This window comes from Bradyrhizobium sp. RD5-C2, assembly GCF_019972155.1.
Classification (GTDB): domain Bacteria; phylum Pseudomonadota; class Alphaproteobacteria; order Rhizobiales; family Xanthobacteraceae; genus Bradyrhizobium.
In genome coordinates, this window is the sequence record NZ_BOVL01000014.1 from 50,475 (window position 1) to 75,769 (window position 25,295).

General features: G+C 63.7%; 24 protein-coding genes and 1 pseudogene. 19 read left to right on the plus strand and 6 right to left on the minus strand.

The features are described 5' to 3' along the window. Window positions 1-30: 30 nt before the first annotated feature. From BraRD5C2_RS18250 to BraRD5C2_RS18280, 7 genes and pseudogenes are all read left to right on the plus strand, one after another. Window positions 31-1,176, plus strand: a complete 1,146-nt coding sequence (locus tag BraRD5C2_RS18250) for an acyltransferase family protein (RefSeq protein ID WP_223970169.1) — start codon at window positions 31-33, stop codon at window positions 1,174-1,176. Window positions 1,177-1,422: 246 nt separating this feature from the next. After that, entirely contained in the window at window positions 1,423-2,808 is a 1,386-nt protein-coding gene (locus BraRD5C2_RS18255) for a serine hydrolase domain-containing protein (RefSeq protein WP_223970170.1), read from the plus strand. Between the two features lie 308 nt (window positions 2,809-3,116). Then, window positions 3,117-3,527 (plus strand): annotated as a pseudogene (locus BraRD5C2_RS18260) (VOC family protein). A 160-nt stretch (window positions 3,528-3,687) separates the two neighbouring features. After that, window positions 3,688-3,825 carry a hypothetical protein gene (locus BraRD5C2_RS18265; RefSeq protein ID WP_223970357.1) on the plus strand — a complete coding sequence of 46 codons (138 nt, stop codon included), beginning with the start codon at window positions 3,688-3,690 and terminating at the stop codon, window positions 3,823-3,825. Window positions 3,826-4,060: 235 nt separating this feature from the next. Further along, window positions 4,061-5,209 carry an HlyD family secretion protein gene (locus BraRD5C2_RS18270; protein WP_223970171.1) on the plus strand — a complete coding sequence of 383 codons (1,149 nt, stop codon included), beginning with the start codon at window positions 4,061-4,063 and terminating at the stop codon, window positions 5,207-5,209. Window positions 5,210-5,215: 6 nt separating this feature from the next. Beyond that, window positions 5,216-6,841: an MDR family MFS transporter gene (locus tag BraRD5C2_RS18275; RefSeq protein WP_223970173.1), complete on the plus strand. Its 1,626-nt coding sequence runs from the start codon at window positions 5,216-5,218 to the stop codon at window positions 6,839-6,841. A 50-nt stretch (window positions 6,842-6,891) separates the two neighbouring features. Further along, entirely contained in the window at window positions 6,892-7,314 is a 423-nt protein-coding gene (locus tag BraRD5C2_RS18280) for an Ohr family peroxiredoxin (RefSeq protein ID WP_223970175.1), read from the plus strand. Window positions 7,315-7,330: 16 nt separating this feature from the next. Here BraRD5C2_RS18280 and BraRD5C2_RS18285 read toward each other — a convergent pair whose 3' ends face one another. Further along, on the minus strand, window positions 7,331-8,254 hold the full coding sequence (locus tag BraRD5C2_RS18285; protein WP_223970177.1) for a LysR family transcriptional regulator: 924 nt from the start codon (window positions 8,252-8,254) through the stop codon (window positions 7,331-7,333). A 172-nt stretch (window positions 8,255-8,426) separates the two neighbouring features. Between BraRD5C2_RS18285 and BraRD5C2_RS18290 the strand changes: the two genes are divergently transcribed. The 4 genes from BraRD5C2_RS18290 to BraRD5C2_RS18305 all read left to right on the plus strand — a co-directional run bounded on the left by BraRD5C2_RS18290 (window position 8,427) and on the right by BraRD5C2_RS18305 (window position 11,630). Continuing rightward, complete coding sequence (locus BraRD5C2_RS18290) at window positions 8,427-9,014, plus strand: FMN-dependent NADH-azoreductase (protein WP_223970179.1); 588 nt, start codon at window positions 8,427-8,429, stop codon at window positions 9,012-9,014. A 23-nt stretch (window positions 9,015-9,037) separates the two neighbouring features. After that, window positions 9,038-9,985 carry an alpha/beta fold hydrolase gene (locus tag BraRD5C2_RS18295; RefSeq protein WP_223970181.1) on the plus strand — a complete coding sequence of 316 codons (948 nt, stop codon included), beginning with the start codon at window positions 9,038-9,040 and terminating at the stop codon, window positions 9,983-9,985. 44 nt (window positions 9,986-10,029) lie between these two features. Further along, window positions 10,030-10,899, plus strand: a complete 870-nt coding sequence (locus BraRD5C2_RS18300; protein WP_223970183.1) for an alpha/beta hydrolase — start codon at window positions 10,030-10,032, stop codon at window positions 10,897-10,899. Window positions 10,900-11,195: 296 nt separating this feature from the next. After that, on the plus strand, window positions 11,196-11,630 hold the full coding sequence (locus BraRD5C2_RS18305; protein ID WP_223970185.1) for a hypothetical protein: 435 nt from the start codon (window positions 11,196-11,198) through the stop codon (window positions 11,628-11,630). Window positions 11,631-11,901: 271 nt separating this feature from the next. Here BraRD5C2_RS18305 and BraRD5C2_RS18310 read toward each other — a convergent pair whose 3' ends face one another. Next, the gene (locus BraRD5C2_RS18310) at window positions 11,902-12,327 is read right to left on the minus strand and encodes a universal stress protein (protein ID WP_021077991.1); all 426 of its coding nucleotides are present in this window, start codon (window positions 12,325-12,327) and stop codon (window positions 11,902-11,904) included. A 157-nt stretch (window positions 12,328-12,484) separates the two neighbouring features. Continuing rightward, the gene (locus BraRD5C2_RS18315; RefSeq protein ID WP_223970187.1) at window positions 12,485-13,027 is read right to left on the minus strand and encodes a SixA phosphatase family protein; all 543 of its coding nucleotides are present in this window, start codon (window positions 13,025-13,027) and stop codon (window positions 12,485-12,487) included. A 94-nt stretch (window positions 13,028-13,121) separates the two neighbouring features. Between BraRD5C2_RS18315 and BraRD5C2_RS18320 the strand changes: the two genes are divergently transcribed. From BraRD5C2_RS18320 to BraRD5C2_RS18340, 5 genes are all read left to right on the plus strand, one after another. Next, complete coding sequence (locus tag BraRD5C2_RS18320) at window positions 13,122-14,615, plus strand: NAD(P)/FAD-dependent oxidoreductase (protein ID WP_223970189.1); 1,494 nt, start codon at window positions 13,122-13,124, stop codon at window positions 14,613-14,615. A 78-nt stretch (window positions 14,616-14,693) separates the two neighbouring features. Beyond that, window positions 14,694-15,194 (plus strand): peptide-methionine (R)-S-oxide reductase MsrB, encoded by a 501-nt coding sequence (msrB, locus tag BraRD5C2_RS18325; RefSeq protein WP_212310076.1) that lies wholly within the window; start codon window positions 14,694-14,696, stop codon window positions 15,192-15,194. A 325-nt stretch (window positions 15,195-15,519) separates the two neighbouring features. Further along, window positions 15,520-17,355, plus strand: coding sequence for a flagellar hook-basal body complex protein (locus BraRD5C2_RS18330; RefSeq protein WP_223970191.1), 1,836 nt, complete (start codon window positions 15,520-15,522; stop codon window positions 17,353-17,355). 46 nt (window positions 17,356-17,401) lie between these two features. Continuing rightward, the gene (gene flgK, locus BraRD5C2_RS18335; RefSeq protein ID WP_223970193.1) at window positions 17,402-19,279 is read left to right on the plus strand and encodes a flagellar hook-associated protein FlgK; all 1,878 of its coding nucleotides are present in this window, start codon (window positions 17,402-17,404) and stop codon (window positions 19,277-19,279) included. A 7-nt stretch (window positions 19,280-19,286) separates the two neighbouring features. Further along, window positions 19,287-21,167 carry a flagellar protein gene (locus BraRD5C2_RS18340; RefSeq protein WP_223970195.1) on the plus strand — a complete coding sequence of 627 codons (1,881 nt, stop codon included), beginning with the start codon at window positions 19,287-19,289 and terminating at the stop codon, window positions 21,165-21,167. Window positions 21,168-21,299: 132 nt separating this feature from the next. Here the strand turns inward: BraRD5C2_RS18340 and flbT are convergent, their stop codons facing one another. Beyond that, window positions 21,300-21,731 (minus strand): flagellar biosynthesis repressor FlbT, encoded by a 432-nt coding sequence (gene flbT / locus BraRD5C2_RS18345; RefSeq protein ID WP_223970197.1) that lies wholly within the window; start codon window positions 21,729-21,731, stop codon window positions 21,300-21,302. Window positions 21,732-22,094: 363 nt separating this feature from the next. Here flbT and BraRD5C2_RS18350 point away from each other — a divergent pair, with 363 nt between their 5' ends. The 3 genes from BraRD5C2_RS18350 (at window position 22,095) to BraRD5C2_RS18360 (ending at window position 24,227) form a co-directional block, all read left to right on the plus strand. Beyond that, on the plus strand, window positions 22,095-23,264 hold the full coding sequence (locus BraRD5C2_RS18350; RefSeq protein WP_212310071.1) for a flagellin N-terminal helical domain-containing protein: 1,170 nt from the start codon (window positions 22,095-22,097) through the stop codon (window positions 23,262-23,264). Window positions 23,265-23,470: 206 nt separating this feature from the next. Beyond that, window positions 23,471-23,836 (plus strand): flagellar biosynthesis regulator FlaF, encoded by a 366-nt coding sequence (gene flaF / locus BraRD5C2_RS18355; protein ID WP_212310070.1) that lies wholly within the window; start codon window positions 23,471-23,473, stop codon window positions 23,834-23,836. Between the two features lie 28 nt (window positions 23,837-23,864). Next, on the plus strand, window positions 23,865-24,227 hold the full coding sequence (locus BraRD5C2_RS18360; RefSeq protein ID WP_223970198.1) for a hypothetical protein: 363 nt from the start codon (window positions 23,865-23,867) through the stop codon (window positions 24,225-24,227). 18 nt (window positions 24,228-24,245) lie between these two features. Here the strand turns inward: BraRD5C2_RS18360 and BraRD5C2_RS18365 are convergent, their stop codons facing one another. Together BraRD5C2_RS18365 and BraRD5C2_RS18370 are read right to left on the minus strand one after the other, a co-directional pair. Then, window positions 24,246-24,632, minus strand: coding sequence for a hypothetical protein (locus BraRD5C2_RS18365; RefSeq protein ID WP_223970199.1), 387 nt, complete (start codon window positions 24,630-24,632; stop codon window positions 24,246-24,248). A 162-nt stretch (window positions 24,633-24,794) separates the two neighbouring features. Continuing rightward, a complete protein-coding gene (locus BraRD5C2_RS18370; RefSeq protein WP_223970200.1) occupies window positions 24,795-25,292 on the minus strand; it encodes a hypothetical protein in 498 nt (165 codons plus the stop codon). Window positions 25,293-25,295 lie beyond the last annotated feature (3 nt).

The following is a 25,295-nucleotide window of genomic DNA, read 5'->3' on the forward strand; positions in this document are numbered from 1 at the left end:
CTGATCCCGGCGCAAACCGGAGGACAGGTCATGCCTGGAGAGAGGCCGAGCCATCGCCTTTTATATATCGACAACCTGCGTTGGTCAGCGATCAGCATGGTTGTCGTCATGCACGCGGCCGTGACCTACTCGCCGTTTGGCGAGTGGTACTACCGTGAGCATCCGGAGCTGGGTATCGGAGCGAAGATTGCCTTCGCTGCCTATCAATCGTTCCAGCACGCGGTGGCAATGGGTTTACTCTTCGGCCTTGCAGGCTTCTTTTCAGCCGGTGCCGTTGCACGCAATGGCGTCCGCAGCTTCGTCTGCGAGCGGCTACAAAGGCTTGGCCTGCCATTGCTGCTCTATGTGATCTTGATCGGTCCGCTGACCGAATATTTCGTCGCAGGGTCGTGGCGGTCGAACCCGCCGCGAACGTTCATCCAGGACTGGTGGCTGCACCTTCGTTCCGGGGAGCTGCTCGACGGCTCGGGACCCCTATGGTTCTGCCTGGTCCTTCTCCTGTTCTCCGCCGCCTACGCAGTCGTGTGCCAGGCACGCCCGATACGGTTCGCTCCGCGTGATCCGCCTTCGGCAGGGGCCGTGTTAGGTTACGCGGCCCTGATTGCCATCGTGACCTTTGTCGTCGGCGCTGCTTTTCCGAACGCGACGACTGTTCTCAACATCGACGTACACGACTTTCCGCAATACCCCTTCATGTACGTTGCCGGTATTGCCGCATGGAAAGGTGACTGGTTGCGCCAGATACCATCACGCGTCGGCAGGCGTTGGTTGTGGAATGGCATTTGGATCGGTGGTGCGCTGTGGATCATCCTCGTCGCTGCGGGCGGTGCCATGCGCGGCGACGTGTCCCCCTATGGCGGGGGCTGGCACTGGCAGGCTGCCGGCATCGACGCCTGGCGCTCATTCACCTGTCTTGCTCTCTCGCTCGGGGCAATCGTCCTCTACCGAGACCGCTTTGACGGCCAAGGACCCATCGCTCGCTTCCTCACGCGCAATGCGTTTGGCGTCTACGTCTTGCACGCGCCGATCCTGGTCGCGATTACGCGTTTGCTGCACTTTCTATCCGCTTCAATTGCCCTCAAGTTCGCGCTCGCCAGTCTGGGCGGCATCTTGGCTAGCTTTCTCATTGTCGGCTTTGTGGCCCGGCGAACGCCTGGTTTGCGCGCAGTTCTCTGAACGTCTGCTGTGGGTCAAAAGCCGCCTGTTGCGGCCAAACCGAGCAACGTCCGCTCTGCCCAAACGAGCTGACGTGCTGACAAGCGAGTGGACTTCGGCGGCGAGCCAACAAGAGATGTCGCTATGAGAACGCGTTGACGGGAATCCAATGAAAATACTTCAACAGGCGTTCTGCCTGGCTCCGTTCTAGCTTCGTTAATGAGTATTGTGCTGCGATCAGGCCAAGCTCGCAGCACGTGGGATCCAATGTATATTCGCCAGGTTGCTTTCGCCGTCGTGCTGCTCGGCGCTTTGGTTCGGTTCGGGGCTGCCGCAGCTGAAGATGGCTTCCCAGCAGCGGAGTGGGAGCGCGTCACCCCTGCAGAGTTGGGTTGGTCAGAGACCGAATTGGCCCAAGCGCGATCCTTTTCGGATCAGATTCGCTCGAGCGCGGTTGTGATCGTTCAGCACGGAAAGGTGGTGGCCGAGTGGGGCAATACGACGAAGCCAACGGAACTCGCTTCAATCCGCAAGAGCCTGCTCAGCGCCCTGATCGGCATCGCAGTGTCGGATCACCTGATCAACCTCGACAGCACGCTTGGCGAACTCGGCATCGACGATAATCCGCCTGGCTTGACCGGGATCGAGAAGGGCTCGACGGTACGCGAACTCCTCAAAGCGCGTTCCGGGGTCTACCACGCGGCGCTCTATGAAACACCGGACATGGCCAAGATGAGACCGCCGCGCGGCACCCACCCGCCCGGCACCTTCTGGTATTACAACAATTGGGACTTCAACGCGCTGGGCACGATCTACGAGCACGCAACCGGCAGCGGCATCTTCGAGGCGCTCGACCAAAAGATCGCAAAGCCGATCGGCATGCAGGACTACCGGCAACAGGATGGCAGCTACGTCCGCGGCGAAGCGTCTATCCACCCCGCCTATGCGATCCGCATGAGCGCACGTGACTTGGCGCGTTTTGCACTTCTCTATCTGCACAAAGGCAATTGGGCCGGACACCGGATCGTGCCGCGGGAGTGGGTGGAAGAGAGCACGCGTGGCTATTCGAGAGCGGCGTCCGGGATGGGCTATGGCTATCTCTGGTGGATCGGTTTTCTGGGCGGCGCCGTTGCGCCTACGGTGACTTTGCCCGAGGGCAGCTTTTTGGCCGAAGGGTTTGGCGGCCAATACGCCTTGGTCGTGCCTGCGCTCGACCTCGTCGTGGTGCATCGTGTCGACCAGGACACGCCCTTCACCGAACCTTCTATGCGCAGTATTGGCAGGCTCTTCTGGCTGATCCTGAAGGCCGAGGGCTATGATCCGGGGCCCGATGCCTCGCTCACCGCAGCGACTGGAGAACGACCGACAGGTGAGACCCTGGCCGCAAAATTCCAGGGCAAGACGATCAGCTTCGGTACCAAGCTCAAGGATGGTCCGTTCACAATGCGATTCGAGCCCGACGGCCGGATGACCTATCCGCACTGGAACGAGGCCCTTGGACCTGCAGCCGGGACATGGACGGTCGCGGAGGATAAGCTCTGCATCTTGGGTGCCAGACGTCGTTGCTACATTCCAGTGCTGAACGGTGAACAGATTGAGTTGTTCGACGAGCTTGGCGTCATGCAGATCGCCGGGGTGGCGCTGCCTCAGTGATCTGCATGCAGCAATCGGCTCGCGACGTCCGTTCAGGGTCAATCGCGTCGTTTTTTACAGTCGGCCAGCTACTTCCGGTCTAACCTCAACTTCGGGTATGTCGCAGCACTGCGCCAATTGACGCGAAGGGCCATAAGCCGCCCTCATATCGTTGATGCAACCTGCCTAGCGAGAAACGGACGATAGTCGTTCATCTTGCCCGGCCGTCGGTAGTCTGGACCTCAGCGCAACTTCGCGGCAATCTAGCGCCTCGGGCTCTTCAGGGCCACTTCGCGACCGATCTTTCCGGGCAATTAGGGAGGTAAGCGATGTTTTCACACGTCATGATCGGCACCAACGATATCGAAAAAGCCAAGGCATTTTATGACTCGGTGCTTGCCACGCTCGACATTCGCCCGGGGCCCCTTGAGGCTCTTCAGGACGGTCGGTTGCGTGTCCTCTATCGAGCGTCCGGTGGTGTGTTCGCTCTCACGCAGCCGCTGGACTGCAGGCCCGCATCGTAGGGAAACGGCGAGACCATCGGCTTCCGAGCTTCATCACCCGAACAGGCCAACGCATGGCATAGTGCTGGCATCGCCGCCGGTGGCCAGTCGATCGAGGACCCACCTGGCGTGCGTGTAAACTCCGCAGGCAAGCTCTATGTCGCCTACTTGCGTGATCTCGACGGCCACAAGATTTGCGCTTTGCACCGAATCGGCGACGCGCCTCAGGCGTGTTAGTCCAGCATTCATGTCCGTTCTGGGTCAAAAGGTGAAGAACTCAACGTGAGCACAACGCGTCCGCTCTTGCGGTCCATAGCGACCAATCGCCGTCGGTCAACGCCTCGTTGAGCCTGACTGACGAGCCGTGGTTCCAGCGCCTGACCGAAGAGGCTGAGTCATGCGCCAGGAACTCTCCGACGATGAATGGACTGCCATCGGGCCGATGCTGCCCAACAAGCCGCGCGGCGTGCCGGATCGAGCCAAAACGGAATCGCCGCCAGGCGAAGACCGCTTTGGCGGCATTCTTTTGCCGTAGCTTTGCCTCGATGATGCCGGGGCGAGCGTAGCAGCGCCCGCCAAGCAGCGGATCCCCACCTGATCGCTTGAGTCACGGCCCCCTTTAATGACCGACCAATAGGCGCGTTCGATTGGTCGCTCCGCGGAAACAATCATGTTCCGTTTTGGTCGATTATCGGGACCGCCGCCCTGGTGCATCTAGACCCGTGACGCGGCGGCTTCCTCCGGGGCCGCCTGGCAAACGGGAGGGCATCATGTCGACACTCTGCTACGCATCCGATAGGTCCACGAAGTCCGACACCAGCCGGCGGCAGGCACTCAAGCGCGTTGCGCTGGCGCTCGCTGTCGGGGCGACGACAGTTTCCGTCGCCGACCTCGCCTACGACTACCTGACCGTTGGCCGCTATCTCGAAACCACCGACGACGCCTACGTGAAGGCGGACTCGACCATCGTGGCGCCGAAGGTCTCTGGATACATCGCTGAGGTGCTCGTCTCCGACAACGAAAGCGTCAAGGCGGGGCAGCCGCTCGCCCGGATCGACGACCGGGACTTCCGTACCGCCCTGAACCAGACCAAAGCCGACGTTGCGGCCGCAGAGGCCGCCATCCGAAACCTCGACTCGCAGATCGAACTGCAGCAGCCCCTGATCCAGCAGCAAGCCGCCGATGTCGATGCAGCCGAGGCCAATCTCAAGTTCGCACAGGAAGAGCGCAGCCGGTACGACGACCTGATGAGGTCGGGCTCCGGCACCATCCAACGTGCTCAACAGACCGACGCCGCGCTGCGGGCCCAGACTGCACAATTGCTCCAAAGCAAGGCCGGACTGATCGCGGCGAACAAGAAGGTCGAAGTGCTGTCGACGCAGCGCGCTCAAGCCGTGGCTCAGGCCGATCGGGCGCGTGCGGTCGAACAGCTGGCCGAACTCAATCTCTCCTACACCCGGATTGTCGCGCCGGTTGACGGCACGGTAGGCGCACGCTCGCTGCGGGTCGGCCAATTCGTGCAGGCCGGAACGCAGTTGATGGCGGTGGTGCCGCTCGATGCGGTCTACGTCGTGGCCAACTTCAAAGAAACGCAGCTGACCCACGTCCGCGACGGCCAACCGGTCGAGCTCAAAGTCGACAGTTTCCATTCGACGACGCTTAAGGGCCACGTCGACAGTCTCTCACCCGCCAGCGGCCTTGAGTTCGCTCTACTGCCGCCGGACAACGCTACCGGCAACTTTACCAAGATCGTGCAGCGCGTCCCGGTCAAGATCATGCTCGACGACCGAAGACTGAACGGCCTGTTGCGGCCGGGCATGTCGGCGAGCCCGACGATCAACACCAAGGCCACCGTGAAGGACGAACGCCGCGCGCAGCAGAACGCCGCTCCCGGTTCCGAGCACTCGAACGGAGGCTAGGCGGTCATGATCACGCTCCAGGCAGCTCTTGGCCAAGCCGCGCCGAGTCCCACCTCGAACACCCACAAAGAAATTCCGACCGCAAGCCCCGTGGTCTCCGTCAAGACTTGGCTTGCCGTCATCGGTGCGACATTGGGCGCCTTCATGGCAGTTCTGAACATCCAGATCGTCAACGCCTCGCTGGCCGACATCCAGGGGGCGATCGGCGCCGGCATCGACGACGGCGGGTGGATCTCCACCTCCTACCTGATCGCCGAGATCGTGGTGATCCCGCTCTCCGGCTGGCTCGCCCAGGTCTTCTCCGTCCGCGTTTATCTGCTGGTCAACGCCGTGTTGTTCCTGTTGTTCTCGGCCGCTTGCGCCTTCGCTCAAGACCTGCCGCAGATGATCGCACTGCGGGCCGTGCAGGGGTTCACCGGCGGCGTGCTGATCCCCATGGCGTTCACGCTGATCATCACGCTGCTCCCGAAGGCGAAGCAGCCGATCGGGCTCGCGATGTTCGCGATCTCGGCGACCTTCGCGCCGGCGATCGGTCCGACCATCGGCGGCTATCTGACCGAGAACTGGGGCTGGCAGTACATCTTCTACGTCAACGTCGTGCCCGGCGCGATCATGATCGCCATGCTGTTCTTCTCGCTGGAAGCCAAGCCTATGAAGCTCGAACTGCTGCGCGAGGGTGATTGGGCCGGCATCATCACCATGGCCATCGGCCTGTCCGCTCTGCAGACAGTGCTGGAGGAGGGCAATAAGGACGACTGGTTCGGTTCCCCCTTCATCGTCCGCCTCGCAATCATCGCCGCGATCGCGTTGACGCTCTTCGTCGTGGTCGAACTGACCGCCAAGAAGCCACTGTTGAACCTCCGCATCCTGCTCCGCCGCAATTTCGGGTTCGGCGTGCTCGCAAACTTCCTGCTCGGCGTCGCGCTCTACGGTTCGGTCTTCGTGCTGCCGGTCTATTTGTCGCGCATCCAGGGCTACAACTCGGAACAGATCGGTCTTGTGCTGGCCTGGACCGGCCTGCCGCAGCTGATCCTGATCCCGCTGGTGCCGCGGCTGATGAAGCGCTTCGATCCGCGTATCGTGATCGGAGCCGGCTTCGTGCTGTTCGCCGCCTCAAATTTCATGAACATCTACATGACCGGCAACTACGCGAGCGACCAGCTGTTCTGGCCCAACGTGGTTCGTGCGCTCGGCCAGGCGCTTGTGCTGACGCCGCTGTCGGCGGTCGCGACAGCCGGCGTCGAGGCGGAGAACGCCGGATCCGCGTCGGGACTGTTCAACATGATGCGTAACCTCGGAGGCGCCATCGGCATCGCCGCGTTGCAGACCGTGCTGACCAAGCGGGAACAATTCCACTCCAACGTACTGTCGCAATCCGTCTCGCTGTTCGAACAGGCGACGCGCACCCGGATCGACCAGCTCACCCAGTATTTCATGAATCACGGCGTGCTCGACCGCGTCGACGCCGCGCATCGTGCCTACGTGGCGATCGGCAAGATCGTCCAGAAGCAGGCGTTCATCATGGCCTTCAGCGACACCTTCTACCTGCTCGGTGCTGCGTTGATCGTCGCCCTGGTCGCCACGCTTCTTCTCAAACGTCCGGATCACGTGGAGGCGGGCGGCGGGCACTGACGGCCGCCGATGCGCCTCCATGACCAACCCAAAGACACAAAGAGATCTACATGAGCAACATCTATCAAGCGGAAGCGACCTCGATCGGAGGCCGCACGGGTCTGGCCGCTAGTTCGGACGGTCACCTGCGGGTGAAGCTCGACGCGCCGGTGTCTCTCGGAGGCCAGGGCGGCGAAGGCACGAACCCGGAGCAGCTTTTTGCGGCGGGGTATGCGGCGTGCTTCCTGTCGGCGATCCGGTCTGCTGCTGCCGAAGAGAACGCGACCATCACGGATGACGCTAACGTTACGGCGACGGTCGCGCTCGACACCCGCCAGGACGGTGCGGGTCTCGCGCTGCGGGTGGCGCTCGGCGTCGATCTGCCGGGCGTGGATCGCAGGACGGCAGAGCGCATCGTCGCGGCCGCCCAGGACAACTGCCCCTACACTTACGCCACGCGCGGCAACGTCGATGTGCGGGTTAGGATCGCCTGACCCTAATTGATCGGCTTCAAGTCTCGATGCCCTGGGCCCACGGCTGGGCCGCGAAGTGCCGCCGCAGAAACTCGACCAGCGCCCGCACCCGGGCGGGGCGAGCCCTGCCGGGCGGCGTGATGACGTGAACGACCGCAGGCGTGATCGGCCAGTCGCTGAGAACTTCCACAAGGCGGCCTTCCTTCAACTCGTTCGAGACATAAGCCTCGGGCAACGCGGTCATGCCGAGCCCGGCGACGAGTGCCGGCACTGCGGCCATTCCGTTGTTGACGTGGAACGGCCCGTCGACGTGAACACTCAGATCCCCCTTCGTGGGGTGCTTGAAGTGCCAGGTTTCCGCGCCGACCATGTGCGTGAAGACCAGTGCCGGAAAGCGGACGAGATCGTTCGGATGTTCAGGTTTGCCGTGCTTCTCGAAATAGGCCGGCGAGCCGACCACCGGCACCCGAAAGCCGAACAGCTTGGTGATCCGGAGGGAAGAATCCGGCTCCGGCCCGACCCGCAGCACCAAATCGACGCCCTCTCCGACCAGGTCGATACGCCTGTCGGTGATTTCGAAGTCGATCTCGATCTCCGGATACAGCTTAACGAATTCCGGCAGGAGCGGCGCCAGCTGCGCCATCCCGAAGGCGGTCGTGGAAGCGAGACGGATCATGCCGCGTGGAATCGCCGCCTCTTCCAGGATTTCCGCTTCGACGGCGGCTCCGTCCGCCAGAATTCTGGTGGCGCGGTCGAGCGATTGCCGGCCGCTTTCGGTCAGCGACAGCGACCGCGTGGTTCTGTGCAGCAGGGTTGTCTGCAGGCGCTCCTCGAGCCGGGTCACCGCCTTGGAAACGGTCGTCTTCGCGAGCCCGAGCTCCTGCGCCGCGTCGCTGAACGAACCCCGCTCGGCGACCTTGGCGAAGATCGCCCAGGCTTCGAAATCCGGCATATGCGGCATGAAAGACTCCCCAACCCCTACCCAGTCAATCTAGGGGAGGTGGCTGGCGAAATCACCCCCGGCCGGCCGGAATTGGGTTCGAATCGGCAACAATGATGTGCCGCGCTGGCGGATAATCTCGCTGGCATCGCCGAGCTACTTGTTCGTCACCAACAAACAAGGAGCAACGGCAATGAACATCCTGCACATCGATTCAAGCATCCTCGGCGTCAACTCGGTCACCCGCCCGCTTTCCGCCTTGGCGGTACGACGCCTGGTCGCCGAGAATCCCGGCGCCCACGTCCAGCATCTCGATCTTGGCGCCGACCCGATCGATCACCTGAGCGGCGAGCAGTTCGCCGCTCGCGGCAAGACGGTCGATCCCGTTCTCCAGCAGTTCAAGGCTGCCGATGTCATCGTCATCGGTTCGCCGATGTACAACTGGACGATCTCGAGCCAGCTCAAGGCCTGGATCGATCGGGTCGCCGTCGCCGGCGAGACGTTCGCCTACACCGCCCAAGGCCCAAAAGGACTGGCCGGCGGCAAGCGCATCATCGTCGTCACCGGCCGCGGCAGTTCGATGCTCGACGCCCGTTACGACGGCTACGATCACCAGGAGCCGTACCTGCGTAGCGTCTTCCGCTTCCTCGGCATCGACGATGTGACCTTCGTCCACGCCCAGGGCCTTGCGCTCGCACCTGATGCCCGTCCGGAGATCGTCGCGAAGGCCGAGGCCGAGATCGAAAACCTGATTCCTCCTCCGCAGCCGATCGCTGCCTGAAGCATCGGAAACGGAGAAGTCCCATGTTTTCCTCTTTCGCAAAATCGCTCTGGATCCGCGGCGCCGTCACGCTGATGTCGGCCATCAACCTCCTCGCCGCGCCCCCGGCGCGGGCGCAGGTCAAGAGCTGGCCTGCGACCTTCCACGCCGAGCAGGTGCCGGTGAGCAACGGCACGCAGTACGTCCGCGTCGGCGGCTCCGGACCCGCCGTCGTGCTGCTGCACGGCTTCGGTGACACCGGCGACATGTGGGTACCGCTCGCCGAAGTGTTGGTGAAGGACCACACCGTGATCGTGCCCGACCTTCGCGGCATGGGACTGTCGTCCCACCCGGAGGGCGGTTACCGCAAGGTCGAACAGGCCCGCGATCTCGCCGGCATCCTGGATCGCATCGGCGTCAAGGACGTCACGCTCGTCACCCACGACATTGGCAACATGGTCGGCTACGCCTTCGCCGCGCAGTACCCGTCGCGGACGACGAAGTGGGTCGCCATGGATGCGCCTCTGCCGGGTCTCGGACATTGGGACGACCAGTACAAGAATCCGAAGGTCTGGCACTGGAATTTCCGCGGCCCGGACGTCGAGCGTCTCGTCGCCGGCCGAGAGCGGATCCTGCTCGATCGCTTCTACAACGAAATGTCGGCCGATCCCGCCCGCATCGACGAAGCAACGCGCGAACACTATGCGGCGCTCTACGCACGACCGCTGGCGATCCACGACGCCTTCAGCGGCCAGTTTGCGGCCTTCGCCGACGATGCCGTCGACAATCGGAAGCTGGTCGAAAAGGGCACGCTGACGATGCCGGTGCTTGCGATCGGCGGCGACCATTCCTACGGCGCCCGACTCGTCGTCGAACTCCAGCCTGCCGCGGCCAATATTTCGTCCGGCATCGTCAAGGACTCCGGCCACTGGATCATGGAGGAGCAGCCCGACCAGGCCGTCGCCCTCATCACCTCGTTCCTCGCCAAATAGCCCTTAGCCGGAACCTCATCTCATCCAACACAGGAACTACGACCATGAAAACCGCTCTCAAGATCGCTTCCAATCCCTCCACCGCTTCCGAGACCGAGGAAGAAACCTTCACCGGCGTCGGCGGGGTCGCCATCTTCACACGATCATGGCACCCGGTGAGCACGCCGCGCGGTGTCATCGCGATCTCGCACGGCTTCAACTCGCACAGCGGACAGTACGTTCGCTCGGCAGAGCAGTTCGTCGCGGCAGGGCTTGCCGTCTACGCGCTCGATCACCGCGGACGAGGCAAGTCCGGAGGCGAACGCTTCCACGTCGAATCCTTTGCCGATTATGTGGATGACCTCGCGACTTTCATCCGGCAGGTCAAAACCCGCGAGCCCGGGCTTCCGGTCTTTCTGCTGGGTCATAGCGCGGGTGGCGTGATCGCGTCGATCTACGCCGTCGATCATCAGTCTGAACTCGCGGGTCTCGTCTCTGAGAGTTTCGCCTACAAGCTGCCGGCGCCGGCGTTCGCGCTGTCCGCGCTCAAGGGCCTCGGTTGGTTGGCCCCGCATCTACGTGTGCTGAAGCTGAAGAATGCGGACTTCTCACGAGATCCAGAAGTCGTCGAGTCCATGAACCGCGACCCGTTGATCGCCGGTGAGAACGAGACGGCTAAGACCGTCGCGGCGCTGGTCCGGGCCGACGAGAAGCTCAAGATGAGTTTTCCGCTCATCGAGCTTCCCCTGTTGATCCTCCACGGCACCAAGGATCGCGCGGCGCTGCCGGAAGGCAGTCGGCTCTTCCGCGACACCGCCGGTTCGAAGGACAAGACCCTCAAGCTCTACGATGGCGCGTTCCACGATCTACTGAACGACGTCGACGGAGACGAGGTGGCAGCGGACATTATCGCCTGGATCGACAAGCGCATCTGATCGTTCGAGCCATCATGCGGGGCGGGCACTTCGATCGGTGCTCGCCCCACATGCGTTTTCGAGCTCTGAAGATTGGTCCCCCGGTCGACGCGGCACCGGTGTCGGTCAGCGACCCGGATTGACGCATTTCCGGCATCAGTGAGGTGCCGCGCTCCCGGATTATCGATCGACTGATCCCGAACTAGCGTGAGCCATCAACTGCAAGGGACATCGACGGTCCCTGCAGAGGACCCCGGGGTGAGGAATCATCCATTTCATCGCGCCGCCAGTGCCGCGGCCACCAAAGGAGAACGTCCATGTTCGCTCTGCACAAGGGTTTTGACAGCGAAATCACGCCGATCGTGCGTCCTCGCGATTTGCCGGCTCGCGCCGCCATCATGGGAGAAGCCGCCGTACCGGATGTGCCCGCCGCCGTCGGCTGGATGATCCTCGGCGCCTACGCGTTGATCATGGCGTCCTTTCTGGTGTTTTTTGCACGCGATATGGAAGCCGGCCTGATGGTGGCGATCAGCGGCGTGTACTTCACGGTCTATCTCGGGGTGCCGGCCGTGATCTTCCGTACCGAGGGACGCAGTGGCGATGTCGACCTGCACCGCTTCCTGAAGGACGGGCTGAACACGTGGACCGGCCACGTTGACGGCCACGAAGCGATCGTTCAAATCCTGCTGATCCCGGCCGCACTCTTCATCGCGATCACCGCGATCGGGATCATCTCGATCGTGGTTTCCTGACCGGATGCCTTCGCCGCGATCCGCAGACGAAACGTCGTCCGGATGCCCGGGCGGCGTTGCTTTTTGCCAAGTGGTCTGGCGTCGATACTCCCACCTGCGACGTGTGGGGGAGGGGACCTCTACGCAATTTCGGAATATTAGAAGAATATCCCTGAGTTGCCCGACGTGTCAAGTCGCCTGGTCGAACGCCGGCGGCCGCCCGCTACTTTGCATGGGGTTGTTTTCGATATTTTGGCGGCGCCGCCTGCGACGGCCCCGTAACTCGTCCGCTTTAGTGCCGCACCACCAGCACCGAGCATTTGGCGTAGCGCACGACGTGTCCGGCATTGGAGCCGAGGAAGTAGGTGCGCATCGCCGGGCGGTGCGAGGTCATCACGATCAGGTCGGCCTTCATGGTCGCCGCCTCTTCGAGGATCTCGTGATAGATGCCGCCCTGGCGAACCACGCCCGAGATGCGCCCGGGCGCGATGCCGGATTCGCGCGCGACGATCGCGAGCGCTTCCTCCGATGTTTCACGCTGCTGGCTGTCGAAATCCGCCGGGACATACTCGGCGAGCATCACCGGCGTCATCGGCAATACGTTGAGCAGCCGCACCGCCCCGTTCCAGGTTTGCGACAGCGTCGCAGCGGTTGCGATCGCAGGCTTCGCCAGATCGGTATCGGCGAGGTCGATCGGCACGAGAATTGACTTGTACATCTGCGCCTCCTGTCCGCGATTGGTCTGGAGCCGTTTGGTCCCTGTGCCGGGACGCGCGCCTTCTTTTTCTTGAAGTAGCTCGTCGTGTCGCCGCGAACCGGTCCCCCTGTCGCGCCGACATCAATATAGCATGGCAGAGCTGCGTTGTCCGCTTGCGTCAGCCGCGCGAGGCCTGCTTCAACAGTTTAGGGCTAACGAACAGCACGAGCTTGCCGCGCCGGAAGGAGACCTCGTTCCAGTCGTCGGTCGCGAAGTCGAACACGGCGAGCCCCGAGGTCGGCAAATTGTCGCCGAGCGCGCGCTTGGCGGCCTCGTCGCCGCTGCCGGTCAGCGTCAGCGCGAGCTCGTGCATGCCGGGATTATGGCCGATCAGCATCAGCCGCTTCGGGTCGGTGACGGAGGCCATCCGGATCGCGGTCAGCAGCTGCGCCGGATCGGCGCCGTAGAGTTCCGGCACGAATTCGACTTTCGGCGCGGGTCCGGCGCCCTTCAGCGCCTCGCGCACGATCTCCCAGGTCTGCGTGGTGCGGGCTGCCGGCGACACCAGCGCCAGATTGGGCAGGGGCGGGTGGCGGGCGATCCAGCCCCCGATCTCCGCCGCATCGCGGTGGCCGCGCTCGTCGAGACGACGGTCCTGGTCCTGCCCCGAAGGCGCGTCGGTTTCGGTCTTGGCGTGACGCAGCAGCAGCAAACGGCGCATGGACTTCCATCTCGATTCGGTCTGGTCGAATTAATTCTACAGGCGCATGCCCTGGACAAGGTGACAAGCGCCGCAGCGGTTCGTAAGAAACGACATGAGCGAGACTTCCACAAGTGCGGCGGACGGCCCCGACGAGGCGGCCTCGCCGTCCCGCGACCGTCTGGCATTCGACCTCGACGTCGACATTTGCGTGGTCGGGGCGGGGCTGGCCGGCCTGACCGTGGCACGCGAGGCGGCGCGGCTTGGCGCCAGCGTCGCCGTGCTCGAGGGCCGTCAGGTCGGCTGGAACGCCTCCGGCCACCATCTCGGCACCGTGATGCCGGGCTTCGGGCTGCCGATATCGGATGTGATCGAGCGCGTCGGCCTCGATGATGCCCGCGAATTATGGGCGCTGTCGAAGGAGGGCGCCGATTATGTTCGCGCCACCGCCACCGAGGATCTGATCCCGGGCATCAGGGCGAGCGACGGCGCGCTGGAAGTCTCTAATGTCGATGTCGGCGAAGCGCTGATCAGCCGCTTGCAGACGCTGGGCGAGGAATTTGCCACCGAAGTCGAAGGCTGGCAGGTCGATCGCGTGCGCAGCGTGCTCAGGACCGGTCGCTATTTCCACGGCATCTATTATCCGAAAGCGTTCCAGATCGACGGCCGCAAATATGTGCACGGTCTCGCCGCGCTGGCGACGCGGGCGGGGGTGCGGATCTTCGAGGAGACGCCGGTCGTCAGCATCGATTTTTCCGGCATCCGCAAACGCATCGTGACGCCGACGGCGCGACTGCGTGCCAACCATATCGTCCTCGCCGGCAATATCCATCTCGGCGCGCCGCTGAAGCGTCTGTCCGATACGCTGCTGCCGGTGTGGCGCTACGCGGCGTTGACCGAACCGCTCGGCGAACGGTTGGCGGAGGCGATCGCCTTTTCCGGCTCGGTCATCGACAGCGACGGCATCGATCACTTCCGCGTCGTCGATGGCGATCGCCTGTTGTGGGCCAGCCCCGAAACCACTTGGAACGCGCGGCCGAAGCGGCTCGGTGCGGCGGTGCAGCGTCGCATCGCCACGGTGTTTCCTCAACTCGGCAAGGTTCCGATCGCCGACACGTTCGGTGGCGCAGTCGGCATCACCGTGCATGGCATGCCGCAGATCGGGCAGTTGCGCCGAGGCCTGTGGGTGGCGAGCGGCTTCGGCCGGCAGGGGCTCAACACCTCGGCGCTCGCCGGGCAGTTGATCGCCCGCAGCATCCTGTGGGGCGACGACCGCTGGCGGCTGTTTTCGCCGTTCGAGCTGGTCTGGGCTGGCGGCACCACCGGTCGGGTCGCCGGTCATTTCATCGGCCTGTGGGCGAGGGGCGCCGCGTCCGCGGCGGGCGTGCTGGCGCGTTACCGCGAGGGTGCACGTGCGAAGGAGCGCCGCCGCGAGGCGCGGCTGGCCGAGGCCAATCTGAAGGCGGGAACCCGGGGACCGGCGCCCCGCCGTCCGCCGCCGTCCGCGGTGCGGCCGGTGCGACCCGCGCCTCGCCAGGTTGAGGACGGCGAGCAGCCGTCTGCTCATCCCTCGCAAGAAAGTGAGCGGATCTCCGACGGGCGGATGTAACGTCTGGCGGCGGGGTTCGTATTTGGTGGCAAGCCAGTCTTGTTCGCCAGCTTTGGCCGCCCGCATCGGAGATGATTGATGATCGATCGCCGCATCCTGCTTGCTTCCGTCGCCAGCCTGTTCGGCCTCGCCGCCTTCCGCTGGCTGCGCGCCTCGCCGGCGCAGGCCGCCGAGAAATTCGAGATCGAGAAGACCGACGCCGAATGGCGCGCCCAGCTGACGCCGCAGCAATACGAGATCCTGCGCAAGGAGGGCACCGAGCGGCCGGGATCGAGCCCGCTGCTCAAGGAGCACCGGAAGGGCACCTTCGCCTGCGCCGGCTGCGACCTGCCGCTGTTCTCTTCCGAGACCAAGTATGAGAGCGGCACCGGCTGGCCGAGCTTCTGGAAGCCGCTGGACAATGCGATCGGCACCACGTCGGACCGCACCTTCGGCATGCTGCGCACCGAGGTGCATTGCCGCCGCTGCGGCGGCCATCTCGGCCATGTCTTCGACGACGGCCCGAAGCCGACCGGGCTGCGCTACTGCATGGACGGCTTTGCGCTGGTGTTCCACCCGGCCGCACCCTCGGCGACCTGACGCCCCCAGCGTTTTCGAGCGAGGTGGGTACCGGTTCGCGTCAAGAAAACGCGTCAGCAAGGAGGCGTTTTCGAGCGAGACGGCTACCAGTTCGCGCTAGGAAAACGCGTTAAAACAGAAGGGAAGGAGCGCGGCCAGAACTGCGCTCCGCCCCGGCAATTGTTGCCTGCCCGGCAATTGTGCCCCGGTTAAACGGCCGGGGCTTTTTTTTCAAGCGCATGATTTTGTTACGTTTCGTTTCGTGGCACGACCTTTGCGACATGCTCCGCCGATGCGGCCATTCCTGTGATTGCCAGCCGCCGGGAATCGAATTGGAGAACATGTCATGGGTATCTTCGGCGCTCTCACGACGGCGGTCGGTGGTTTGCGCGCAGGGTCGTACGCGCTCGAAAACATCTCCGGCAACATCGCCAACTCGCAGACCACGGCCTTCAAGCGCATCGATACCTCGTTTCTCGACCTCGTTCCGCAGACCGCGCTGACCGCGCAGCTCGCCGGCGGCGTCACGGCGCAGTCGCGCTCGACCAACTCGGTGCAGGGCGACGTGCAGTCGGCGTCGGTCGCGACCTTCATGGCGATCAACGGCAACGGCTTCTTCGCGGTGCAAAAGCCGGGCGGCTTCACCGACGGCTCGCCGGTGTTCGACGGCGTCGACCGCTACACCCGCCGCGGCGATTTCCAGCTCAACAAAGACGGCTACCTCGTCAACGGCGCCGGCTATTATCTCGAGGGCGTCCCGATCGATCCGACCACCGGCAACCCCTCGGGCTCGTCGCCGCAAACGCTGCGGTTCAAGAACGACTTCCTGCCGGCGCAGCAGACCACCAAGATCGATTATCGCGCCAACCTCGCGTCCTATCCCTTGACCACCGCGCACGACACCTCGGTTCCGGGCTCCGAGCTGATCCGGCCGGGCGCATTCAGCGCCGGACATAACCCGCTGGTGCTGGGCACGCCGGCCGCGCCGTATACCGATTCCTCCGTCACCGGCACCGCGCAAAACAACAAGGCGACGCCGTCGGTCGCCAATACCGCCGCGACCCTGCTTTCGGGCGCTGCGGGCAGCGATTCGATCAATGCCAGCTTCAGCGCCGGCTCCGCCGGCCCGCCGGTCGTGCCCGCCGATACGATCACGGTCAACGGCACCGTCATCACCTTCGTGGCGTCGGGGGCGACCGGCAACCAGCTCAACGTCACCGACAGCATCGGAACGATGCTCGCCAAGATCGACGCGATTACCGGCACCGCGACGCCATCGACCATCAGCGGCGGCAAGATCACGCTGCATTCGGGCACGTCGGCCGACCTCAACGTGACCAGCTCGAACTCGACCGCGCTCGCGGCGCTCGGCTTCACCGGCTCGGCGGTTGCGACCCGCGGCGGCGGCGGCACGGTCGGCACCGGTCAGGTGGTCGGCAACGACAACTCGACCTTCCTGAACCAATCCGTCTCGGGCGGCGCCGTCACGGCTTACGACGTGTCCGGTGCGCCGGTGAACCTGCAATTCCGCTGGGCCAAGTCCGACAGCTCCTCGCTGGGCACCGGACATACCGATAGCTGGAACCTGTTCTATCAGGTCAATCCCAATGCAACCGGCACGCAAGTCTCCTGGCAGAACGCCAACATCAACTTCACCTTCGCGTCGAACGGCCAGATGTCGCCGGCGATCTCCTCGGTGGCGCTCAACAATGCCGTCGTCAACGGCGTGTCGCTCGGCAGCCCCGTGATCAATTTCGGCTCCGGCGGCGTGACCCAGTTCGCGGACGCCAACGGCAACGTCCAGGTCAACCAGATCCAGCAGGACGGTTTCCCGGCCGGCCAGCTGCAGTCGGTCAGCGTTTCCACCAACGGCCGCATCGTCGGCAACTACACCAACGGCCGCAACATCGACCTTGCCGAGATCTCAGTGGCGACATTCAACGGCACCAACTTCCTGAAGCGCATCGACGGTGGCGCGTTCGAGGCGACCGACGAGTCCGGTGGCGCGCTGTTCGGCAAGGGCGGTAGCACCATCGTCGGTTCATCGCTCGAGAGCTCGAACACCGATATCGCCGACGAGTTCACCAAGCTGATCGTGACCCAGCAGGCCTATTCGGCCAACACCAAGGTGATCACGACAACGAATTCGATGGTGCAGGATCTCCTGAACGTCGTGCGCTGATCGCAGCTGTCATGCACGTGTGAAGCAGTAAAGGCGAGTACACATCATGGGTTTGAGCCAAGCCCTTTCCACCGCGATGTCCGGCCTGCGCGCCACGCAGGCCTCGCTCTCGCTCGTCTCGTCGAACGTCGCCAACGCGGAGACGCCCGGCTACGTCAGGAAGACGCTGAACCAGGATACCGGCACCACCGGCCAGTTCGGGTCGAGCGTTCTCATCACCGGCGTCAACCGCCAGCTCGACGAATTCCTGCAGACCCAGCTTCGCACCGAGACGTCGGGCGCGTCCTACGCTGACGTCCGTTCCAGCTTCCTTGCCAATCTGCAGGGTGTCTACGGCAATCCCGACTCCACGGGCACGATCGAGGACGCCTACAACAAGTTCCTGACTGCGCTGCAGGGTTTGTCGACCAGCCCGGACTCGCAGTCGGCCCGGATCGGCGTCGTCAATGCCGCGCAATCCATGGCGCAGCAGCTCAACGCAACCTCGCAGGGAATCCAGTCGCTGCGCGCCAACGCCGAGGCGGGCATCAGCGACTCCGTCACCACGGCCAACAATGCGATGCAGCAGATCGCGCGCCTCAATGTCCAGCTGCAGGCCACTGGCGGCACGCAGGACGCCTCGACCGCGGCATTGCTCGATCAGCGCGATCGCTACGTCACTCAGCTTTCGCAGCTGATGGACATCCGCACTGTCACCAACAGCCAGAATCAGGTGACCGTGTTCACCAATTCCGGCGTGCAGCTGGTCGGCACCGAGGCGGCGACGCTCAGCTTCAACGCCCAGGGCACGATGACGCCCAACACGCAATACAATACCGACCCGACCAAGAGCACCGTCGGCACCATTACCATCAATTTCCCGCATGGCGGCACCTATGACATGGTGTCGACCAACTCGATCCGGTCAGGCAAGATCGCCGCCTACCTCGAGCTGCGCGACAACACGCTGGCGCAGGCCCAGACGCAGATCGACCAGTTCGCCGCCGCGATGTCGAGCGCGGTGTCGGACAAGACGACGGCGGGCACCGCGGCGACGGCGGGAGCGCAGTCCGGCTTCGACCTCGATCTCTCGGGGCTGCAGAGCGGCAACACCATTCACGTCTCCTACAAGGACAACACCACCGGCATCACGCACAATCTGTCGCTCGTCCGCGTCGACGATCCGAGCGTGCTGCCGCTCAGCAACAACGCAACCGTCGATCCGAACGACGAGGTGCTGGGTGTGGATTTCTCCGGCGGCATGAGCTCGGTGCTGTCGCAGCTTAACGGCGCGCTCGGCGGAACCGGTCTGCAATTCTCCAATCCCTCCGGGTCGACCCTGCGCGTGCTCGACGACGGCGCCGCCAACAAGGCCGATGTGACCGCGGCGTCGGTCACGTCGACTGTTTCGTCCCTGACGTCGGGCGATCCGCAGCTTCCGTTGTTCACCGACAATGGCGGGCTCTACACCGGCGCGATCACCGCGAACGGCTCGCAGTCGACCGGCCTTGCCGCGCGCATCAGCGTCAACACCGCTCTGGTCGGCGATCCCTCGCGCATGGTCGTGTACTCGACCAATCCGCAGACGCCGGCCGGCGACACCACGCGCGCCAACCTGATTCTGAACCAGCTGTCGAACGCGTCGTACAGTTATTCGCCGAAGACCGGCCTCGGTACGTCAGGCGCGCCGTTCACCGGTACGCTGTTGAACTTTGCCAAGCAGTTCATCAGCCAGCAGGGCGAATCGGCGACGGCGGCCAAGCAGTTGGCCGACGGTCAGGACGTCGTGCTGAATACGCTGCAAACCAAGATGGACTCGACCTCCGGCGTCAACATGGACGAGGAGATGGCGCATCTGCTGTCGCTGCAGAATGCCTATTCCGCCAACGCGCGCGTGATGTCGTCGATCAAGCAGATGTACGACGCGCTGCTGCAGCTCACGTGAGGGTAACATGTCGATCGACGGCGTAAGCGGCAGAACTTCCTATATCGGCACCACGATTCTCAACCTGCGCAGTCAGCTCAATGACCTGACGACGCAGCTTGCGACCGGCAAGGTATCGACGACCTATGCGGGGCAGGGGCTCGATCGCGGCTTCGCGCTCAGCCTGCGCGCCCAGATCAGCGGCATCAACGCGTTCTCGGATACTGCGACCAACCTCAACACGCGGCTGGGTGTCGCCAACCTCACACTGCAGGGGCTGTCCGACGTCGGGAGCCAGGTGAAGAACGCCGCGACGACCGCGACGCTGACGCTCAACAACAGCGGGCAGACGTCGGGCCAGATCACGGCGCAGGCCGCGTTCTCCAATGCGGTTGCGATGCTGAACAGCCAGTCGGGCGACCGCTATCTGTTCTCCGGCCGCGCCATGGATACGCCGGCCACGGTGTCCGCCGACACCATGTTGAAGGGCACGGCAACCCAGGCCGGCCTCACCCAGCTCATCAACGAGCGCAAGCAGGCCGATCAGGGCACCAGCCTGATGGGACGCCTGAGCGTCTCGTCGCCGCCGGCGACCACGACAGTGACCAGCGTCGCCGAGGACGGCTCGCCGTTCGGCCTCAAGCTGCTGTCGGTGCAGTCGTCACTGACGGGCGCCACCGTGACCCAGCCGGCCGGTACGCCGAAGTCCACCTCGGTCGATCTCGGCGCCGTCAATCCGAAAGATGGCGACAAGATCAAGTTCAACTTCACGCTGCCCGACGGCACCACCGATGCGATCGAGCTCACGGCGACGACCACGAACCCGCCGCCGGCGGGCTCGTTCCTGATCGGCGCCGACACCACGGCGACGACCGCCAACCTTCAGTCGACGCTGACGTCGTCCATCAAGACGCTGAGCGACACGTCGCTGGTGGCGGCCTCCGCGGTCGCGGCGTCCAACAACTTCTTCAATCCGGTCGCGACCGTCGCGGGCGCCGCCGTCAACAACCAGAACGCGCCACCGGCGCCGATCAGCGGCGCCACGGCCCTTTCGGGCGCCGCGGGCACCAACTCGCTGTCGACGAGCTTCGCGGCCGGCGACACCATCACGGTCAACGGCACCCCGATCACCTTCGTTGCCTCGGGCGCCACCGGCAACCAGCTCAACATCACCGACAGCGTCCAGACGCTGATGGCGAAGATCGACCAGGTCAGCGGCACCAAGAACCCGTCGACCATCAGCAACGGTGCGATCACGCTCCATGGCGCCGACGGCGCGAACCTCTCTATCTCGAGCTCCAACACCGCCGCACTCGGCGCGCTCGGCATCGCCAACAACACGACCGCGACCCCGGCGCCGCTCAGGGTAGGGGGACCGCCGTTCGACACGGCGACCAACCTGGTCGCGGGCACGCCCGACAACACCGTGTACTGGTACACCGGCGAGAACGGCCCGGGATCGGCGCGCGGCACCGCCGTCGCGCAGGTCGATCAGTCGATCACCGTGCAGTATGGCGCGCGCGCCAACGAACAGGCGTTCCGCTACCTGCTGCAGAATGTTGCGGTGTATGCGGCGGTGACCACCAACGCCAGCAACCCAAATGCAAGCGCGCAGGTGACGGCGCTCGCGCAGCGCGTCGGCGCGAACCTCGCGCCGCAGAACGGCCAGCAGCAGATCCAGGACGTGCAGGCCGAGTTCGCCGGCGCGCAGACGGCGACCAAGGCGGCCACCGATCGTCAGACCCAGCTCAAGGCCATGGCGGAAACGATGCTCGACTCGGTCGAGGGCGTCAATCAGGACGAGGTCGCGACCAAGATCCTGGCGCTGCAGACCAGCCTGCAGGCGTCGTACCAGACCACGTCGATGCTGTATCAGACCACGCTGCTGAAATATCTGCCGCCCGGTTGAACGCACGCTCTCATCTCCAGCCAGGAAAAAGGCCTCCTCGCGGAGGCCTTTTTCGTTCGGGCGAGGGCTAGAGCGATTTCAAGCGAAGTGGATGCCGGTTTGCGTGAAGAAAACGCGCCGGAACGAGAAGCTCTAGGCGCTCTTGCGGGTATCGTCCTGATTGCCGTTTTGCCGGCCGCGCGCGGTTTCCAACAGCTTCTCCTCGTGCGCGATCAGCTTCTTGGATTCCTTCAGCGCGTGATAGAGATCGCCGTTGAGGATGAAGTTGTTGACGCTTTCGATGAACGGCCAGGCGCTGGGCGTCGCGGTGATGATGTCGCGCACCAGGCTGAAATAGGTCGGGTGGTGCGCCATCGGGTCCGGCGACAGATACATCAGCTGCACCGCGAGATAGATCAGCTTCGCCGGCGTGTCCGCGGTCTCCGGCGTCAGGATATCCTTCTCGCGCAGGATCGGGATGCGGTCGCCGTCGATCAACAGGCGGGCGCGCTGATCGGTGTTGGTGATCACGCAATTGCCGACGATGATGCGCTCGTTCGGTTTGAGTTCGACCTTCAGGGCCATGACCGTTCTCCTTTGCCGGCAGTCGCGCGATATCGCCGCTAGCGGAACATGTTCGGCGCTGCTTAGCAGCCGCCGTTGCGGCCCGGGGCCGATGCGACAGCGATCCTTTCCCATGATGGTTAACGCTTGGTGAACGGCGGGGCCGCGCGAGGAGCAGCCCTCGGCCGAAATCGGCAATCGTCTCAGTAGTTTTCGCGGCGAACTTCGCCCAATGGCGACAATTTTATTCTTCGGCATTTGCCTTAAATGCCGCGTTGGAGATTTCTTTTTCCTTCGAGGCTTGACCGGCAGGATCGGCCATCCGCCCGATCAGAAAGGATTGGCGCGGCTTTTTCCTCAGTTTCACACCAGAAAGGTATGAAAATGTCCGGTATCATTCTCTCCTCCTCCGTTCGTCAGAACCTCCTCTCCCTCCAGTCCACCGCCGATCTGCTCTCCACCACGCAGAACCGTCTCGCCACCGGCAAGAAGGTCAACACGGCGCTCGACAACCCGACCAACTTCTTCACCGCACAGTCGCTCGACAACCGCGCCAGCGACATCAACAACCTGCTCGATGGCATCGGCAATGGTGTGCAGGTGCTGCAGGCTGCCAACACCGGCATCACCTCGCTGCAGAAGCTGGTCGATACCGCAAAGTCGATCGCCAACCAGGTGCTGCAGAGCCCGACCGGCTACACCACCAGGTCGCAGGTCACCTCCACCGCGGCGCTCGGCGGCACGTCCGCCAACCTCGTCGACGGCACCACGATCAAGAGCGGCGACGTGCTGGCGATCGCGGCCTCGGCCGGTCAGCCCGCCTTCAGCTTCACCTTCGGGGCCAGCAGTTCGCTGACGCAGCTGAATGCGTCGCTCGCGGCCAGCAACCTGACTGCGAGCCTCGACAGCTCCAACAAGCTCGTGATCACCACGACCAACGATGCGGCGTCCTCGACGATCGGTGCGGTGACCTTCACCAACACCGGCGGCGGCACTGCGACGTTCAGCGCAGCCGGCACGGCTCCGGTTGCCGATCCGGCCTCGCAGTCGGCGCGCGCCGCCTTGGTGACGCAGTACAACAACACCATCGCGCAGATCACGACCACGGCGCAGGACGCCTCGTTCAATGGTATCAACCTGTTGAACGGCGACAACCTGAAGCTGACCTTCAACGAGACCGGCAAGTCGACGCTCGCGATCAGCGGCGTCACCTTCAATGCCACCGGCCTCGGCCTGAAATCGCTGGCCGCCGGCACCGACTTCCTCGACAACAACTCGGCGAACAGCGTCATTGCGTCGCTGAGCTCGGCGAGTTCCTCGTTGCGCAGCGAAGCCTCGACGCTGGGTTCGAACCTGTCGATCGTGCAGATCCGTCAGGACTTCTCGAAGAACCTGATCAACGTGCTGCAGACCGGTTCGTCGAACCTGACACTGGCCGACACCAACGAGGAAGCGGCCAACAGCCAGGCGCTGTCGACCCGCCAGTCGATCGCGGTGTCCGCGCTTGCTCTGGCCAACCAGTCGCAGCAGAGCGTGCTGCAGCTGCTCCGCTAAACGCACCGACAAGCACTTCGACAACGGCGGGGGAAACCCCGCCGTTTTTCTTTGTCTCCGGGATATTACGGTGTCTTTCCCTGCCGTCAGAACGGCGCATTTCGTAACGCCTGCTAACCATATTTAAAGGCGCCGGATGCATAAATATCGAGCGCTAGAATTGCGTCTCCGCGGCCCGAGAAATCCGCATCCCATCGAGGTCATTAATGTCGAATGCAGCCCAGGCCTACGCCCGTACGTCAACGACGACGGCCTCCCCCCGTGAAATCGAAGCGCAGGCGTTGTTGAAGGCCGCGCGGCAGCTGCAGGAAGTCCAGGCGAACTGGAACGGCCTCGACAAGGCGCTCGATCATGCATTGCTGTTCAATCGCCGCCTCTGGTCGATCTTTCTTAGCGCCGCAGAGGGTGCCGACAATCCGCAACCGCTCGAGGTGCGTCAGAAGATCGCGAACATCAGCGTGTTCGTGATGAAGCAGACCATCGACATCCAGATGAATCCGGACCCGGCGAAGCTGAAGTCGCTGATCGACATCAACTGCAATATCGCCGCTGGCCTCTCGGGCCGCGCCTGATCGACCGGTTCACGACGGAGCCCTCGGCATGGCGGACGTATTGAGCATCTTGTCGGCCAACTACAAGGCCGCCGGCCTGACGGTTCCGTCAAAGACGCCGTATGTGGCTGTCGATCCGAAGCTCTATGAGGGCAGCTGGAGCGGGAAGTACGCCAACAACAAGTCGTTCAACCTCTCGGTGTCGAACGTCGATGGCTTCCGCGCCAAGGTCCACTATCAGAGCGACGGCACCAGCAAATATCAGGACGTGCTGATCAAGGACAGCTCGTTCCGGGTCGGCGATACCAAGTTTTCGCTGGTGCAGCAGGGGACGGCATTGATCGCCAATGTCGTGACCGATCCGGCCACCGGATCGACCTATCTCGACAAGGCCTACGCCACACAGAAGTGAGGGTTCCGATCGCTTGCGTTACGCGCGGCGGTCGGTCGCGCGCGCCCGCGTCGGCGCGTCCTTGCTGAGATCGAGCGCGTGGAAATAGGCGCGGCGGCGCAATACGGCTTCTTCCGGAAACTGCCTCACCACCAGGTTCGTGCGATTGTCGACCACCTGGTAGACCACGGCACGCGCGTCGCGGTCGATGATGACCTGGTCGGTGACCGATGGCGCCTGATTTGAGAGCGACGCATTGACGGCGTTGGGATCGATCGTGACGCGCACGCTCGGCTCCGGAGCAGTGACGCTCTGGCTCGCGGGCAATTCGGTCTTCACCGCCTTCTGCGCCGTATCGCTCACAGGAGTGATTATCGGCGCTGCAACCGGTGCCCCCACCGGCTTGATGTTGAAATCTGTACTCATGGCAGCCTCGTAGTGCACATGCACTAGTTTGCTTGAGTCAAATCCCAACCCCTCACGATCCGCAACTCTACGGGGAACCTCTCAACAGGCTGTTAGGGAACACGCTGAATGCCGCGCTGCCGCAAGCGCGCCGAATTGAACTAAATTGTCGACGTGCGCGCGTCAGAGCGTGCGGCTGACGGCGATCGGCGTCGTGTTGCGCGGACCCGGCGTGGCGCGCTGTCCGTTCGCGGTATAGGTGTTCGGGATGTTGCGGCGCTGGACCTCGGCATTGACGCCGCGCACGATGCCTTCGGAGACCGCGTGTGCGGTCGCGAGCACGGTCAGGTTGACCTGCAGCATGGCGCGTAATGTCTCGTGATGACGCCGCAGCGTGGCGAGCAGTTCGGGTTCGGTCTGCGACAGCATCTTCTGCATCGATTTCAGGTGCTCGACCGCGAGCATGTAGCGCCGCGACAGCTCCGACTTCTGTGCCTCGAGCTGCATGCCCTCGCGGATCTTGCCGACGCGGACGAACTCGGTCTCCTGCTCGACGACGGCGAGCAGTGCGCTCATCACTTCGGTCAGCTCGTTGGCGAGACGTGCGACGTCGGGAGGCGTCGACGTCGCGGGCCGCGCGGCGGGGGCGGCCGGCCGATGCTGCTGTGGACGCTGATTCATCGC